The 16,046-nt window shown below is 57.0% G+C and carries 14 protein-coding genes; 10 read left to right on the top strand and 4 right to left on the bottom strand.

All coding sequences use genetic code 11. The features are described 5' to 3' along the window. Position 1: 1 nt before the first annotated feature. Positions 2 to 568: an ADP compounds hydrolase NudE gene (nudE, locus tag OUO13_RS07160; RefSeq protein ID WP_283173184.1), complete on the bottom strand. Its 567-nt coding sequence runs from the start codon at positions 566 to 568 to the stop codon at positions 2 to 4. Positions 569 to 610: 42 nt separating this feature from the next. On the opposite strand from nudE, the gene yrfG reads away from it, so the two are divergent. The 7 genes from yrfG to gshA all read left to right on the top strand — a co-directional run bounded on the left by yrfG (position 611) and on the right by gshA (position 10,822). Further along, complete coding sequence (gene yrfG, locus OUO13_RS07155) at positions 611 to 1,291, top strand: GMP/IMP nucleotidase (protein ID WP_283173183.1); 681 nt, start codon at positions 611 to 613, stop codon at positions 1,289 to 1,291. Next, positions 1,288 to 1,704, top strand: a complete 417-nt coding sequence (hslR, locus tag OUO13_RS07150) for a ribosome-associated heat shock protein Hsp15 (protein WP_283173182.1) — start codon at positions 1,288 to 1,290, stop codon at positions 1,702 to 1,704. The genes yrfG and hslR overlap by 4 nt, the downstream gene beginning before the upstream one ends. Before the next feature lie 78 nt (positions 1,705 to 1,782). Next, positions 1,783 to 2,637: an Hsp33 family molecular chaperone HslO gene (gene hslO, locus OUO13_RS07145; protein WP_283173181.1), complete on the top strand. Its 855-nt coding sequence runs from the start codon at positions 1,783 to 1,785 to the stop codon at positions 2,635 to 2,637. 277 nt (positions 2,638 to 2,914) lie between these two features. Continuing rightward, entirely contained in the window at positions 2,915 to 4,453 is a 1,539-nt protein-coding gene (locus OUO13_RS07140) for a phosphoenolpyruvate carboxykinase (RefSeq protein ID WP_283173180.1), read from the top strand. Between the two features lie 211 nt (positions 4,454 to 4,664). After that, positions 4,665 to 6,176 carry an SPFH domain-containing protein gene (locus tag OUO13_RS07135; protein ID WP_283173179.1) on the top strand — a complete coding sequence of 504 codons (1,512 nt, stop codon included), beginning with the start codon at positions 4,665 to 4,667 and terminating at the stop codon, positions 6,174 to 6,176. Between the two features lie 560 nt (positions 6,177 to 6,736). After that, positions 6,737 to 9,070, top strand: a complete 2,334-nt coding sequence (locus OUO13_RS07130) for a Tex family protein (protein WP_283173178.1) — start codon at positions 6,737 to 6,739, stop codon at positions 9,068 to 9,070. A 156-nt stretch (positions 9,071 to 9,226) separates the two neighbouring features. After that, entirely contained in the window at positions 9,227 to 10,822 is a 1,596-nt protein-coding gene (gene gshA, locus OUO13_RS07125; RefSeq protein ID WP_283173177.1) for a glutamate--cysteine ligase, read from the top strand. Between the two features lie 433 nt (positions 10,823 to 11,255). Here the strand turns inward: gshA and OUO13_RS07120 are convergent, their stop codons facing one another. Next, the gene (locus OUO13_RS07120) at positions 11,256 to 11,687 is read right to left on the bottom strand and encodes a flagellar basal body-associated FliL family protein (protein ID WP_283173176.1); all 432 of its coding nucleotides are present in this window, start codon (positions 11,685 to 11,687) and stop codon (positions 11,256 to 11,258) included. A gap of 144 nt (positions 11,688 to 11,831) precedes the next feature. Here OUO13_RS07120 and OUO13_RS07115 point away from each other — a divergent pair, with 144 nt between their 5' ends. From OUO13_RS07115 to OUO13_RS07105, 3 genes are all read left to right on the top strand, one after another. After that, positions 11,832 to 12,365 (top strand): disulfide bond formation protein B, encoded by a 534-nt coding sequence (locus OUO13_RS07115; RefSeq protein ID WP_283173175.1) that lies wholly within the window; start codon positions 11,832 to 11,834, stop codon positions 12,363 to 12,365. 159 nt (positions 12,366 to 12,524) lie between these two features. Then, a complete protein-coding gene (gene rsd, locus OUO13_RS07110; protein WP_283173174.1) occupies positions 12,525 to 13,001 on the top strand; it encodes a sigma D regulator in 477 nt (158 codons plus the stop codon). An 81-nt stretch (positions 13,002 to 13,082) separates the two neighbouring features. Next, entirely contained in the window at positions 13,083 to 14,084 is a 1,002-nt protein-coding gene (locus OUO13_RS07105; protein WP_283173173.1) for a WD40 repeat domain-containing protein, read from the top strand. A 453-nt stretch (positions 14,085 to 14,537) separates the two neighbouring features. Here OUO13_RS07105 and OUO13_RS07100 read toward each other — a convergent pair whose 3' ends face one another. Together OUO13_RS07100 and OUO13_RS07095 are read right to left on the bottom strand one after the other, a co-directional pair. Further along, positions 14,538 to 15,020: a DUF4124 domain-containing protein gene (locus tag OUO13_RS07100; RefSeq protein WP_283173172.1), complete on the bottom strand. Its 483-nt coding sequence runs from the start codon at positions 15,018 to 15,020 to the stop codon at positions 14,538 to 14,540. Between the two features lie 405 nt (positions 15,021 to 15,425). Next, entirely contained in the window at positions 15,426 to 16,031 is a 606-nt protein-coding gene (locus OUO13_RS07095; protein ID WP_283173171.1) for a TIGR02444 family protein, read from the bottom strand. Positions 16,032 to 16,046: the final 15 nt, after the last annotated feature.

Raw genomic sequence — 16,046 nt, 5'->3', positions numbered from 1 at the left:
ACTACAGCAGGCGAGTACCTTCAAATTCACCGGCCAGCCACAGCTGTACCAGTGACAACGCGGCAACCGCACGGCCCTCGTGGAAATCCTCACGGGCGTACAGTTGTGGCAGTTCAGACAGTTTCCACGGGACTACTTCCAGAGGTTCCGGCTCATCGCCATCCAGCTTTGACGGATACAGATCACGCGCTACCACCAGTTGCAGACCAGCACTCATATAACCCGGTGACAGCGTCAGCTTTTTCAGCAAGGTCAGCTCACGGGCAGCAAAACCGACTTCTTCCTGCAGCTCGCGGTTGGCAGCATCCGCCAGCGACTCTCCCATATCAATCGCGCCCTTCGGCAGGGTCAGACAGTAGTCATCGATACCGCCCGCGTATTCACGGATCAGGGCAACAGTGTCATCATCCAGCAAGGCAACCAGCATCACCGCACCGTTGCCACGCGGCGCCAGCCGTTCGTAGGTACGTTCAACGCCATTGCTGAAACGAAGTTCCACCGACTCGACCCGGAACAACCGGCTTTCGGCCACAATTGAACGATGAAGAATTTCCGGCTTGCTGCGCATGAATTGCCCCGATTTCAGAATCTGATAACTGAGTATAACCCCATGACCGCACCCGACTGGCAACAAATTGATACTGTTTTGCTGGACATGGACGGCACCCTGCTCGACCTCCACTTCGACAATTATTTCTGGCTGGAACACCTGCCCAAAGCCTATGCGGCCAGCAAGAACATCAGCCCGGCAGAAGCCCTGGCAGAGCTCGATAAAAGTTTTGTGGGCCTGCGCGGCACCCTCAGCTGGTACTGTCTGGATTACTGGAGTGAACTGACCGGCTTGCCGGTGGCGCGCCTGAAAGAAGACGTCGCCTATAAAATCGGCTTCCGCCCCCATGTTCAGGACTTTCTGCAACAATTGAAGCTGGCAGGCAAACGTCGGGTAATTGTCACCAATGCCCACCGTGACAGCGTTAATCTGAAACTGCGACATACCGGCCTCGACCAGTACGTCGACCGTATTATCAGTTCTCATGACTATCGGGAGCCCAAGGAAACCCAGGCTTTCTGGGATCATCTGTTGCAAGACGAACCCTTTGATCCGACCCGCACGCTGCTGATTGACGACAGCCAGGCTGTGCTAGAATCGGCAGCCCTATGGGGTATTGGCCACCTGCTGATGGTTTTCCATCCCGACAGTGCCAAGGCACCGGTTGTCAGCGACCGATTCCCCGGAATCTACCACTTTGATGAACTGGCCCCCGGCCAGCAGGACTCAGATCAGGCGTGAACGACAGCGACAAGATCCGACTCGACAAATGGCTCTGGGCCGCCCGTTTTTTCAAAACCCGGGCGCTGGCCAAAACCGCAATTGAAGGTGGCAAGGTGCATTACGAAGGGCAACGCTGCAAGGTCAGCAAAAGCCCGGAAGTAGGTGCCAAACTGACCATCCGCCAGGGCTTTGATGAAAAAGAAGTGATCATCAAGGCACTGTCGGAACAGCGTCGTGGTGCCCCGGAGGCACGCCTGCTGTACGAGGAAACCCCGGAAAGCATCAAAAAACGGATGGACGAAGGTGAACGCCGCCGTATCCTGGCCCTCAGCCAGGTCGTTCCTGATCATCGCCCTAATAAGAAAGAACGCCGCGACATGCGTCGTTTTGAAGCGCAGCAGCAACCGGCAGACTGGCCCGACTTCTATTGAAGTCCGCCGGTTTGACCCCATCTTGCTGCCCTACCGGACGACCCGCATCGTCACCCACGACTACCACAGGTAATTGCCATGTCACTCAGCAGTGCCGACCAGCTGCAACGTTTCTCTTTCGACGACACCCCGATTCGTGGAGAAATTGCCCATATCAATGAGAGCTTCCGCGAAGTACTCAAGCGCCACCAGTACCCGGCGCATATCAGCAAGGTACTGGGTGAACTGATGGCCGCCACTGCCCTGATGAGTGCCAGCCTCAAATTCAAAGGCCGCCTGACCCTGCAAATCCGTCTGCCGGGCAATATCTCCCTGCTGCAGGCCGAAACCAGCGATCAGGGTGAGCTGCGTGCTATCGCCCGTTACGACGTTGATCAGCCAGAAAGTGAACTTGTGTTTGAAGACGGCCATCTGGTGATGACCATTGAGCCGGAACAGGGCCAGCGTTATCAGGGCATTATCTCCATCAACGCCGGTAACGTTGCCGCCGCACTGGAAGACTATTTCACCCAGTCGGAACAGCTGCCAACCCGTTTCTGGCTGAGCGCCAACGCCGACTCTGCTGCCGGCCTGATGTTGCAGAAACTGCCATCACAACAGACCGAAGCGGACGTCGACGCCTGGGATCGCATCAGCCACCTGGCTTCCACCGTACGTCCAGCCGAACTGCTGGAACTGGAAACCGAAGAATTGCTGCATCGCCTCTATCACGAAGAAGTATTGCGTCTGCACCCGGCAGCAGCCCTGTGCTTCAAGTGCACCTGCTCACGCCCGCGTCTGGCCGACGCCCTGCATCAGCTGGGCTATGCCGAACTGGCCAGCATGCTGGCCGAAAGCGCCCCGATCAGCATTACCTGCGACTTCTGTCAGCAACACTACGAATTCAGCCAGGCTGACGTGGACGGGCTGTTTCCAGAGCGCAATTTGCACTGAAAAAGCGCATGAAATCAGGCATTCTGGCCAGCCATTGATCTGGATTTGTCCGCTTTATCAGTAGCGAACAAATGTAAAAATCGTGGCAAAACAGGCTGGTATCGGTCAGTTATTGACCGATCCGCATTTGGGGGGCTTAGCGCAACATTGTTTTTCTGGCATAATCGCGCCCCTCATTGTTATGAGAACGTCTGAAGCACCGGACGGTTGTACGAAAAAAAACAGGTAATGGCCGACCGGCCAACCGCAACAGCGAGGACCCTCCCGGGGTATCCATATGACCACTGTATACACGGATTTATCTACGCCATTTCTGGTAGAACAGGCCATCGCGCGTGGCGAAGGCAAACTCCAGGACAATGGCGCCCTGGTAGTCGAAACCGGCGCCCGTACTGGCCGCTCTCCGATGGACCGTTTCATCGTTGAAGAGCCAAGCAGCAAGGATGCAATCGATTGGGGCAATATCAACCGCCCGTTCGATGCGGACAAATTTGATGCCCTGTGGGACCGCGTTGAAGAATACCTGGCGCAGCATGACAGCTTCGTGTCTCATGTTCACGTAGGCTCTGACCCACAACACTACCTGCCAGTCAAAATGGTTACCCAGACGGCATGGCAGAACCTGTTCGGTCGCAACCTGTTCATCCTGCCAGAAAGCTACAACCCGTCAGATAAAGAAGAATGGACCATCCTCAACGTTCCAGGTTTCGAATGTGTTCCTGAGCGCGATGGCACCCGTACTGACGGCACCGTTATCCTGAACTTCGCCCAGCGCAAGGTTCTGCTGGCTGGTATGCGTTACGCCGGTGAAATGAAGAAAGCCATGTTCGGCGTTCAGAACTTCCTGCTGCCAGAAAAAGACGTTCTGCCGATGCACTGCTCCGCCAACGTTGGCGAAGACGGTGATGTATGCCTGTTCTTCGGTCTGTCCGGTACCGGCAAGACCACCCTGTCTGCTGACCCTGAGCGTTACCTGATTGGTGACGACGAACACGGTTGGGGCAAGGGCACTGTATTCAACATCGAAGGTGGCTGCTACGCCAAAACCATCGATCTGTCCAAGAAGAACGAACCAATCATCTGGGATGCCATTCGTTTTGGCGCCATCGTTGAAAACGTTGTTATCGACCCGGTTACCCGCGTTGCTGACTACAAAGACGTATCCCTGACTGAAAACACCCGTTGTGCTTACCCGCTGTCCCACGTGGCCAAGCGTGTTGAAGAGAACATGGCTGGTGAACCAAAAGCCGTTATCTTCCTGACCTGTGACATGACCGGCGTACTGCCACCAGTATCCGTTCTGACCCACGAACAGGCTGCTTACCACTTCCTGAGTGGTTACACCGCTCTGGTTGGTTCGACTGAAATGGGCGGCGTGAAAGGTCTGAAATCTACCTTCTCTACCTGCTTCGGTGCTCCATTCTTCCCACGTCCAGCGGGCGAATACGCCGAACTGCTGATCAAGCGTGTGAAAGAGTTCGACTCCCAGGTTTACCTGGTAAACACTGGCTGGACCGGCGGTCCTAACGGTGGCGGCGGTGAGCGTTTCAGCATCCCGGTTACCCGTGCTGTGATCAGCGCCATCCAGACTGGCAAACTGCGCGGCGTCGAAACCGAAGTGGTTCCAGTATTCAATCTGCTGGTTCCGAAGACTCTGGAAGGCGTCGACAGCAAACTGCTGAACCCACGTAACACCTGGGCCAGCCCAGAAGCTTACGATGCAGCAGCTCGTCAGCTGGCTACCCAGTTCGTTGAGAACTTCAAGAAGTACGACGTATCCGACGCGATCGTCAAAGCCGGTCCACAGCTGGGTTAATTCCCACGCTGACCTGCTGAAAAACCGCGGCTTGCCCGCGGTTTTTTTATGCCCGTGATATGGGCCAGGCGCTGCCAGCATGCTCCTCTAACAAGTGCTCTGTATTTTCTACACCGCAAATTCTGCCACTGGTCTGTTAATTCAACCCTGTCACATACGTCCCCAGCACAAACCCTTAGAATCCTGAAAACGATACAGAAAGGGAATAATCATGGTGTTTTGGGGATTTCTGATTGCCATCCTCTGTCTGGTACTCACCGCCGTTGTGGCCTTCAAACGCAACCAGCTGCGGGTACGCAAACAACGAATAGAACATGACATCGCCGCCAAACAGGGCAACAGCGATCTGTTACACGCCGAGCTGGAACAACTGGGTTCCGGCCTGCCAGCCCAGCTGATTCCTGGCCTGCTCAGTGCTGCCGTGCTGGCCTTTATGGTGGGCGGTTTTAACCAGATGTTTTTCTACGCCGAACCCGGCTACATCTACCATGTCCGCACCATTACCGGTGAAGAAAAAGTCGTATCGGATGTGGGTTACAACCTTTACCTGTTTGGCCGTTACAACGCCTGGAAACGTGCCCTGACTGTTCAGGCCGTCAGCGGCAAACCACAGGAAAGTATGGATGCCGAAACCGACCAGCACGACGCCAGTGCCACCCTGCCACCGCTGAACATCATGTTCCTCGACCAGGTAGACGCCAACGCCGAAGCCACTGTACGTTTCAGCATTCCGGAAGATACCGAAAACTTCCTGAAGCTGGCGCACGAATATCGCTCACCGGAAAACATGTTACGCACCGCGTTGATTCCAGCCTTCAAGGAAACCCTGCAGGCCACCGCATCCCTGATGAGCGCCGAAGAGTACTACTCCGGCAGCCGTTCCGAATTCAACACCGAGTTCGAAAAACAGATGGGCAACGGCACCTACATCGTCCGTCGTGAAGAAGTCGCCCAGTCCACTGGCCGTCGTGCCAAATCCACCGCCAACGCCACCCTCGGTGAACAGCAGCAGGAATACGGCGACGAAACCAAACTCATGTTTGTGGTGAACAAGGTACTGGATGAAAACGGCCTGCCAATGCGTAAAACCCAGAAATTCACCAACTTCGGCATCACCGTGGTGGATGCCCGCGTCACCGACATGCGTCCGAACAACAAGTTTGTCGAGCGTATGCAGCTGAAACAGAAAGCCTCCGCCGACCGCGCCATCGCCCGTGAACAGCGGATTCAGGAAGAAGAACAACGTCTGTTGGCGATCGCCAAGGGTGAACGTGAAGTGGCGGAACGTCAGGCTCAGGCCAAGGTTGAACAAATCCAGCGCACCACCGAAGCCGAGACTGAAAAACAGCTGGCCCTGACCAACGCCGAAAAACTGCGTGAACAAGCCGAAATTGCCAAGGAAACCGCCCAGATCGAACTGGAAAAAGCCCGAATTGAAGCCGAAACCCAACGCACTCTGGCCGATGCCGAGGCTTACCAGAAAAAAGTGATTCTGGAAGCCGACAACGCCCTCGCCCAGAAACTGCAGGCTGAAATCGACATCCAGAAAACCTGGGCTGACGCCTTCGCCCAACGCAAAGTCCCAACCACCGTATTTGGCGGCAGCGACGGCGGCGCCCCGGTCGGCTCCGACTCCGAGGTCAAAGCCTTTATGCAAATCCTCACACTCGACGCCGCCAAACGCCTGAGTTACAGCCGCGAAATTACCGAAGCCGGAAAATAATCGGCAGTCGGGGCGGGCCGCGTTCGGATCGGGCGTCGGGCGTCGGGCGTCGGGCGTCGGGCGTCGGGCGTCGGGCGTCGGGCGTCGGGAGAACAGTATCCATCAACAACGATTTCACCCAGCGCAGCTGGCCGCAGAATGCCCATCTGGGCGAGCCGGGATTCACCGCAACGGCCGACCCGGCCGGGGCATGGATGCTCCGCTAGCTCAGTTGGCACAGGGATGTGCCATCTGAGCGGGGTCGAAACGCCGTTGTCGGTGAAAACCGGAAAAACGAGCCCAGCAGGGCTAAGCAGGGGGAGGCCTGCCCGGCCGGGGGACAAGGTCCCCCAAGAGGGCAACCAGACTGGAGCCTGACGCCAGCTTTACCCAGCGCAGCTGGCTGCCTAAGGCCCATCCGGGCGAGCCGGGATTAACACAGAGGCCCGACCAGGCAGGGCAAGCAGCCTGGGCTTTACCCAGCGCCAGCCCGATTTCCAATTCCCGGCCATTGTTCCTGCCCACCCTCTACCTTTCCGTTATACTCCAAAGCCTGTCGACCGATCACAGATGGACTTTTTATGCTGCTCGAAGCCATTGGCCAACGCCTTGCCCAGGAACTCAACATTCGCCCGCAACAGGTTGCTGCGGCCGTTGCGCTGCTGGATGAAGGCGCCACCGTTCCGTTTATCGCCCGCTACCGTAAGGAAGTGACCGGTTCTCTGGACGACACCCAGCTGCGTACTCTGGACGAACGTCTGCGCTACCTGCGTGAGATGGAAGACCGTCGTGCCTCGATCCTCAAGAGCATCGAAGAACAGGGCAAACTCAGCGCTGAACTGAAGCGCGAAATCCTGCTGGCCGATAACAAGACCCGCCTCGAAGACCTTTACCTGCCGTACAAACCAAAGCGCCGCACCAAAGGCCAGATCGCCATTGAAGCCGGTCTGGAACCACTGGCCGACGCCCTGTTTGGCAACCCGTCACTGGACCCGGAAGCAGAAGCGGCGGCCTTTATCAGTGCCGATAAGGGCGTTGAAGACAGCAAGGCTGCGCTGGATGGCGCCAAATACATCCTGATGGAACGTTTCGCCGAAGACGCCAACCTGCTGGCCAAACTGCGTCAGTTCCTGAAACAGGAATCGACCCTGTCGGTGCGTGTGGTGCCAGGCAAGGAAACCGAAGGCGCCAAGTTCGCCGACTATTTTGAACACGACGAAGCCCTGAAAACCGTGCCGGGTCACCGTGCGCTGGCGATTCTGCGTGGCCGCAACGAAGGTGTGTTGTCATTCTCGCTGGTCACCGGCAATGCCGACGACAAACTCGCCGCCAGTCCGTGTGAAGCAATGATTGCCAGCCACGTCGGGATCGAAAACCGTGGCCGCAGCGCCGACCGCTGGTTGAACGAAGTGGTGAAGTGGACCTGGCGCATCAAACTGCTGACCCACCTCGAAACCGAACTGGTCAGCGAACTGCGCGAACAGTCTGAAGAAGGTGCCATCAAGGTCTTTGCCGATAACCTTAAAGACCTGCTGCTGGCAGCACCAGCCGGTGCACGTGTCACCATGGGTCTCGACCCGGGTCTGCGTACCGGTGTGAAGGTGGCGGTAGTTGATCGTACCGGCAAAGTGGTGGATTACAGCACCGTCTATTGCACCCCGCCGCAGAACCGTTTTGCCGAATCCGAAGCCGTCCTGATGGCGATGATCGCCCGTCATGGCGTTGAGCTGATTGCCATTGGTAACGGCACCGGCTCCCGCGAAACCGACAAGTTCGCTGCAGAAATGCTGAAAAAAGTGAACGCCGGTGGCGGCAAGGTTCAGAAGATCATGGTTAACGAAGCCGGTGCTTCGGTGTACTCGGCGTCAGAGCTGGCAGCAAAAGAATTCCCGGATCTCGATGTTACCATTCGTGGTGCTGTGTCGATTGCCCGCCGCCTGCAAGACCCGCTGGCCGAACTGGTAAAAATCGAACCGAAATCCATCGGTGTTGGCCAATACCAGCACGACGTCAACCAGAGCCAACTGGCGCGTTCTCTCGATGCCGTGGTGGAAGACTGTGTGAACTCGGTGGGTGTGGATCTGAACACCGCATCGGTGCCACTGCTGAGCCGTATTTCCGGCCTCAACAGCACTCTGGCCGGTAACATTGTGGCCTTCCGTGATACCAACGGAGCCTTCCGCACCCGCAAGGACCTGCTGCAAGTACCACGCCTGGGCGCCAAAACCTACGAACTGGCGGCCGGTTTCCTGCGTATAATGAATGGCGACAATCCGCTGGATGCGTCTGCCGTGCACCCGGAATCCTACCCGCTGGTAGAGAACATCGCCCGTCACTACCGCCGCGATGTGCGCAGTCTGATTGGTGATGGCCAGTTCCTGAAATCGGTCAACGCCGAGCAGTTCACCAGTGCCCAGGCCGGTATTATCACCCTCAAGGATATCCTCAGCGAACTGGAAAAACCGGGCCGTGACCCGCGTCCGGAATTCCGTTTTGCCGAGTTCCAGGAAGGGGTGGAAAGCATCTCCGACCTCAAGCCGAACATGGTGCTGGAAGGTGTGATCACCAACGTGGCCGCCTTCGGGGCGTTTGTTGACATCGGGGTACACCAGGATGGTCTGGTGCATATCTCGGCACTGTCGGAGTCGTTCGTCAAAGACCCGCGTGACGTCGTCAAAGCCGGTGACATCGTCAAGGTCAAGGTGATGGAAGTGGATGTAGCGCGCAAACGTATCGGTCTGTCGATGCGGATGAGCGACGACGCCAACAGCAAGGCGCAGGAATCGGTCGCCGGTGAACGCCCGCAACGTGCGCCGAAAAAGCAGGCAGAACGCTACTCCGAGCAGAAGGCACCGGGCAACAACGCCATGGCCGGAGCACTGGCAGCCGCCTTTGCCAAGGCCAACAAGCGCTGAAATCTCTGCTTTTCTGCAACAATCTTTTACCGACCAGAAACCCGACTCCAGCAGTCGGGGACTCTTACGCCGGATGAAAACTTTCACCTATAATCCGGCAATCCGGGCACTTGAACAGTGCCCTTCTCTTATCAGCAGACCTGAATCGAGACGATCTTGGCCATACATTCCTCCTCCGCTGCTCCTTCCTACGCCGACCTGCTTGCCCTGCTGGGCCAGGCAGATAACCTGCCGCTGCTGGCCAATCTGCAGCGTGGTATCGAAAAGGAAGCCTTGCGTTGCACGCCGCAGGGAGTGATCAGTCAGACCGCTCACCCTCATGGTCTGGGTTCCGCCCTGACTCATCCGGGCATCACCACCGATTATTCAGAAGCCCTGCTGGAATTTATTACCCCGGTATTCAGCAGCGGTCAGGAAGCCGTAGCCTGGCTGGATGTGGCACATCGTTTTGCCTACAGTCAGATGCCCGAAGAACTGATCTGGCCAGCCTCCATGCCTTGTATCCTGCAAGGTGAGATGAGTGTGCCAATCGCTGATTACGGCAGCTCCCATCTGGGCCAGCTCAAGCATATCTACCGTCATGGCCTGTGGCATCGTTATGGCCGCGTTATGCAGTGTATTGCCGGTATTCACTACAACTTCTCGATTCCGTCTGCCCTGTGGCCAGTGTTGCAACAGCAGCTGGACCCACAGCAGACACAATCGCTGCAGGATTTTATCTCCGACCGTTATTTTGGTCTGATCCGTAACTTCCGCCGTTATTCCTGGCTGCTGATCTACCTGTTTGGTGCCTCACCAGCGGTCTGTTCAAGTTTCCTCGAAGGTCGTCCACACCAGCTCCAGACCCTCAACAAGGACACACTGTTCAGCCCATTCGCCACGTCACTGCGTATGAGTGACCTCGGTTACCAGAACAATGCCCAATCCGGCCTCAAGGTATGCCACAACAGCGTCGCCAACTATGTAGAAACCCTGGGTCAGGCGGTGCGTGGCTCCATTCCGGCCTATGAAGCCATTGGTGTGCAGGACGAAAACGGCCAGTACAAACAGCTGAATACCAGCCTGCTGCAAATCGAAAACGAGTATTACAGCGACATCCGTCCGAAGCGTATCGCCCGTCATGGTGAAAAACCGCTGGAAGCGCTTGGCCGTTACGGCGTGGAATACATTGAAGTGCGTTGCACCGACATCAATCCGTTCCTGCCGGTGGGTATCGATGTTCCGCAAACCGCGTTTATGGACCTGTTCCTCTGTTACTGCTTGCTGAAACCAAGCGCCAACATTGAGAACGATGAATTCGACCGCCTGCAAGCCAACCTCAAGGCCACCGTGATGCGTGGTCGTGAACCAGGTCTGGAATTGCACGATGGTGAACGCAGCCGCACCCTGCAGGATTGGGGTATGGCACTGCTGGCGGAAATGGACGACCTCGCCGGTATGCTGGACCGCGCCAACCACTCAAGCTTCCACCGCGACAGCCTCGGCCAGCAGCGCCTGAAACTGGCCGACAGCAGCCGTACACCGTCAGCACAGGTTCTGAGAGCCCTTACCGAAGGCCAGCTGGAATTCAGTGAACTGACCCTGCAACAGGCGCAGACTCATCGCAAGACCCTGTCCGAGCCGCTGGGAGCGGCCGTTATGGAACGCTGGACCGAGCTGGCACGTCAGTCACTGGAGCAGCAAGCGATGATGGAAGCCAACAGCCACGGCAGTTTTGCCGACTATCTGGCCGAGTATCTGAAGCGCGACTGATCGTCGCAGTGGTTACCGACGCTCACTCACAAACCCCCCGCCGGATCAGGGCCAATCCGGTGTTTTTCTATCCTGCCGAAGTTGCCCAGCGCAGCTGGCTGCAGCATGCCCATCTGGGCGAGCCGGGATTCACCGCAACGGCCGACCCGGCCGGGGCATGGATGCCCCGCAAGGCCCGTTGGCACAGGGATGTGCCATCGGGCCGGGGTCGAAAAGCCGTTGTCGGGGAATACCGGGAAAACGAGCCCAGTCGGGCAAAAGCAGGGGAGGCCCGCCCTCTTGGGGGACAAGGTCCCCCAAGAGGGCATACGGCTGTGCCAATTAACAAGCCGTGCCGATCGTAAGAATGCCGAATGGTGCCTAACTGAGCAGCACTCGCGCATCAGGCGCTTTTCTATATTCAGGCCGTGACGATAACCGCCACGAGCCGCTATCAGTTCTGCACCACAAAGGTATTAAAATACAGATCATCCACCATGGGTGAACCTTCAAGTTTGTTCATGGTGCGGCGTACTTCCTCCAACGCTTCACGGCGCAAATTCTCGCGCCCCTGAGTGGAATTCATGGTTTCCGGCTCCTGTTTGCTCAGGAACATCACCAGAGTGTGGCGGATATAAGGCTTGTGCTGACTGACCTTGCCAGCCGCAGTGGTCGACGTCACCTTGAGTGCCAGTTCGGTGCGGATATAACGCATCCGCCCGGTGCTGCCGAAGTTCACCACAAACGCCGGTTCAAAATAGATGTATTGGGTGGCAGGCAACGCCGCCGCATCTTCTGGCGGAGGATCTTCTGCATACGCAATCGGTGACAGTATTCCGGTGCTGGCCAGTGTTGCCAGCAACATAATCATCATGGCACGGAACATTCGGGCATCTCCGTTGACTATTGAGCCTGACAAGGTGCAATCGGCACCCTGACTCCTCAGTCTAGATCAGAAAATGCCCTTCTGAGCTGTGATAGACTGCGATACACCAACGACTTATTCACCCTAAACCACAAGGTACCTTGCATGAGCCAGGCCCTGACTCCACCCCTGCTGAGATACGGCTATCTGGCCGGTTTTCTGATTTGCGCAGCCCTTTTGGGTGCTGCCTATTATTTTGAAATCGTGATGTACCTCGACCCATGCCCGCTCTGTATGGTGCAACGTCTGGCAACCCTGCTGATTGGCCTCAGCTGCCTGCTGGCGTTTGTCTGTGCTGAATACCGCTGGGGTTCACGTTTAGCACTGGCACTGGTCACGGCGTCCGCCATCTTTGGTTATTTTGTGGCTGACCATCACATCTGGATCCAGCACCTGCCACCGGACGAAGTACCGGCCTGTGGTCCGAGTTTCGAATACCTGATCGAGACCCTGCCACTGAACGAGCTGATATCCATCATGCTGCACGGTGACGGTAACTGTGCCGAAGTGAACTGGATGTTCTGGGGCATGAGCATGCCGGAATGGACCCGTATCTTCTTTGCCTGCTTCACCATCGCGGGTCTGATCTCCCTGATCTACACCTGGAGCCGTGGCGAACGCCGCAACCAGCTGAACTGATCGACGCCGGGCTTTTCTGCGACAACAAGCAGAAAAGCCCGTGTTTGCAAGAAAAAAACCGCAAAAAAGCTGCTTGCCTCGATGTTTTCAACCCGCCTATAGTGAAGCCACAAACGAGAAAGACGGGCATGAACCCGCCGCCGGACTGAGGACTTTGCCATGTTGGAAAAATGTAATTCCGCAAAAGAACGTTGGGGTGGTGTACATAAAATGATCGACGGCTGGCTCAATGAACGTCAGCAGCTGATCGTGCAGTTCTGCAATCTCACTGCTTCCCGTCCACTCGATCCTGACGCTGCACCGCTGGCTGAACAGCTGCAAGGTTTCTGTCAGGTCATGATGGACTACTGCTCCGCTGGCCACTTCGAAATCTATGAACAACTGGTCGCCGAAGCCCGCGAATTTGACGACGGCGGTGTTGAATACGCCTCTGCCGTGGTGCCAAAACTGGATGCCCTGACCGGTAAATGTGTCGATTTTAACGACCGTTATGATGGCAGCTGCACTCTCGAACAACTGGGCAAACTGCCAGCCGACCTGTCACTGCTGGGTGAAATCCTGGAAGAACGTTTCCAGCTGGAAGACCAGTTGATCGAACGTTTGCACACCATTCACCGCGAAACCGTCACCGACTGAAAACAGCCCCGGTTCTGGCGTCTACACTGGTAACAGGGTCCAACGACCCTGCCACCGGTAATGGATACCCAGGACACGCCCATGACAATCCCCCCGCGTTCTGCCACACACCCAAGCCGGCCATTCGTGCGCCTGCTGCTGGTTGTTTTGGCCACACTGGCCACCAGCGCCTGTTTGCCCACCGGCAAAGCTCCCAGTCAGAGTGTTGAAGTTGCACGACAGGCCATTTATTCCGGCCATTTCAGTCAGGACGGCCAATGGCTGCTGATTGGCAGTTATTACCACGGCGGCAATCTCTGGAGCACCAGCCCGGTTAACCGTCACTTCGACTGGAACCATCAGTCCGATGGCACCACCGGTATTATTGGTGCCGCGTTTTCGGCGGATGGCCGTTATGCCGCCAGCAACGATAACCGCACCATCGTCTTGTGGGATATGAACTCCGGCGAAGCCAAAGGCTTCTGGACCGCACCGGGCGTGATTGAAAGCATGCAACTCACCAGTGATGGCCGTTATGCCATGCTCGGCCTCGAAGACAACAGCGCCACCCTGTTTGATATCCAGAACGGCGGCATCCGCGCCCGCTACCCTCACTCCGATATCGTTTACAGCGTTGCCATGAGTCGGGATGCCCTGCAACTGGTCACCGGCTGTGCCGATGGTCTGGTGCAGGTGTGGAAATCCGGTCAGACCGAACCACTGATCAAGGTGCAGCAAGATAACCCGGTGCGCACCGTCGCCATGACCAGTGACGGCCGTCTGATCTTTGCATCAGCGCTGGGCAAACCAGGGCGCATCATGGAAGCCAGTTCCGGGCGGGTAGTCGCCGAGCTGCCAGCGTTGCGAGGCTATTACACCGCCGCCCGTTTTTCCGACAACGGCGACCAGTTATTAACCGGCTCCAGCTCCGGCCAGGTACAGCTGTGGACGAGCAATTCCGGGGCCTTGCAGGAAGAGTGGTACAGCAAGGGTTTCTCGCTGTTTGCCAACACCCGTACCCAGGTGGAAGACGTGGCTTTCGCCCGTGATGGTGGTGTGCTGGCCATTACCAGCAACGGCCAGCTGCATATCATGAAGCGTTAGAACGCGCTCGATACAGTCTCGCAGCGAGAGCCTCACATCGGCTGCGGCACAATCTCCACGGCTTGTTAATTGGCACGCCCCTATGCCCTCTTGGGGGACCTTGTCCCCCGGCCGGGCGGGCCTCCCCCTGCTTTTGCCCGACTGGGCTCGTGTCTCCGGTTTTCACCGACAACGGCTTTTCGACCCCGGCCCGATGGCACATCCCTGTGCCAACGGGCCTTGCGGGGCATCCATGCCCCGACCGGGTCGGCCGTTGCGGTGAATCCCGGCTCGCCCAGATGGGCATGGCGCAGCCAGCTGCGCTGGGCAACGTCGGCAATCCATGATGAGGCTATTACGGAGAGAATGAATCTGACGCTTAGGTTTATGCCCGGCATACTCATGGGCACAAAACACAGGGCTGGCCCGGATGCCGATCAGCGTTGGAGAATCCTTAACCGATCAGCCTTGGCGTTATTGCCCGCTTTGCTGAATCGCCTGGTTATGCTGATTCAGTAACTCCTGCACCGCCTGCGCCTGTTCAACCGTGTTGAGCACCGTACCGGGGCTGGTCAGTGGCGTTAGCGGCGTGACGTTACGACTGTCTTCGATCAGGGCAACAGAACCCTTGCGTGCCGGAGCACCGGCATCGGCAGTTGGCTCCGGTATTTTTTCACTACGAACGATGTTGGCAGCGGTATCAACCTGCACCGCAACGGCTTTGACACCTTCCGGCACCTTGTCACCGTAGTGCCAGTTTCCTTGCGCATCCTGCCATTTCTGGAATGTCTGCCGGGTTTGCTCCGACGACACGGTAGATTCTTCGCGTTTGGCCTGTTCTTTCAGGTCATCGAGTGTGGCAGACAGTGGACGACCGTCAGGGCCATTCATAAATCGTGGCAGTACCAACGCACCACCAACCAGCAGACCCAGGCCAATTATCATTCCGGGTTTCATCTTGATCGCCTTTTTTATCCCTGTTGTTGTTATCCAGCGCCAACACTTCTTGACGTTTGGAACTGCAAGCTAATGGATAAGTGGCCATTCAACAACGCTTTCCCGACCAGCGCTTTTACCGCGCGGTTACCTCTCCCCTAGGGACCCTCTGAATAACTCGGTGCCCGCTCTGACTTATCGGGATGGTGATGAATCACGAAGCCGGTTTGATGGCATAGCGGGCTACGTCAAAAACCGGCGACACCGAGTCATCACCATCCCGAAAGCCCCAAAGGGCGCGGGCTGCAGCGCGTTTGAGCGGTGTTGCCGATCTTGAAAAGGACTCGTCATTTCGCTGCGATCGTCGCCTTGCTCACACGCGCTGCAGCGCTCGCGCAGAGCTGTGCAGAGTTATTCAGAGTGTCCCTAGCGTAACTCGGGAAATTCGTCCGGCCACAACTGTCCCTGACGGGGGATAGACGCCATATAGGCATCCAGTGCCAGCAGCAGAGTGTGCACGGAACTGCGCACCTGACCGGATGACACCCGCACTTCGTCGATGTTCATGGAGTCCTGCACATTCTGCCGTGCCAGCTGCCGAATCGCACGGTGCTCCTCGTCGTCCTGCACCGGTTCAACTGCTGGTGCTTCGTAATCAATCAGCGCAAACAGACCGGCGAGGCCCATCTGTTCGGCTTCCAGTTCAATCCCCTGCACACGGCTGCGGAAATCGGTTACCGGTGATACCGGGCCACGCCGGCTGCTGCCCGGCAAGGTACGACGCACCTGACGCAACGGCAGCACCACGTGCTCCCGCCAGGCCAGATATTCGGCAAAGTCCTGATGCTCAAGCTTGGGCCACTGACGCCACTCGCTGGCCAACCAAAGGGCGGCCAACAGCAACAATACATCTGCGCCGTGATCATCCTGTAACTCAATCAGGACGTTCTCGACATCGGGATACTGGTAAAACGACTGCGCAAATTGCCACAGTGGGTTATCCAGTGATTCTGTGGCACACTGCGCCGCCATTGCTGCTACCTGTTG

The organism is Parathalassolituus penaei, assembly GCF_026626885.1.
Lineage (GTDB): Bacteria > Pseudomonadota > Gammaproteobacteria > Pseudomonadales > Oceanobacteraceae > Oceanobacter > Oceanobacter penaei.
This window is presented reverse-complemented; position numbering and strand designations above follow the sequence as displayed.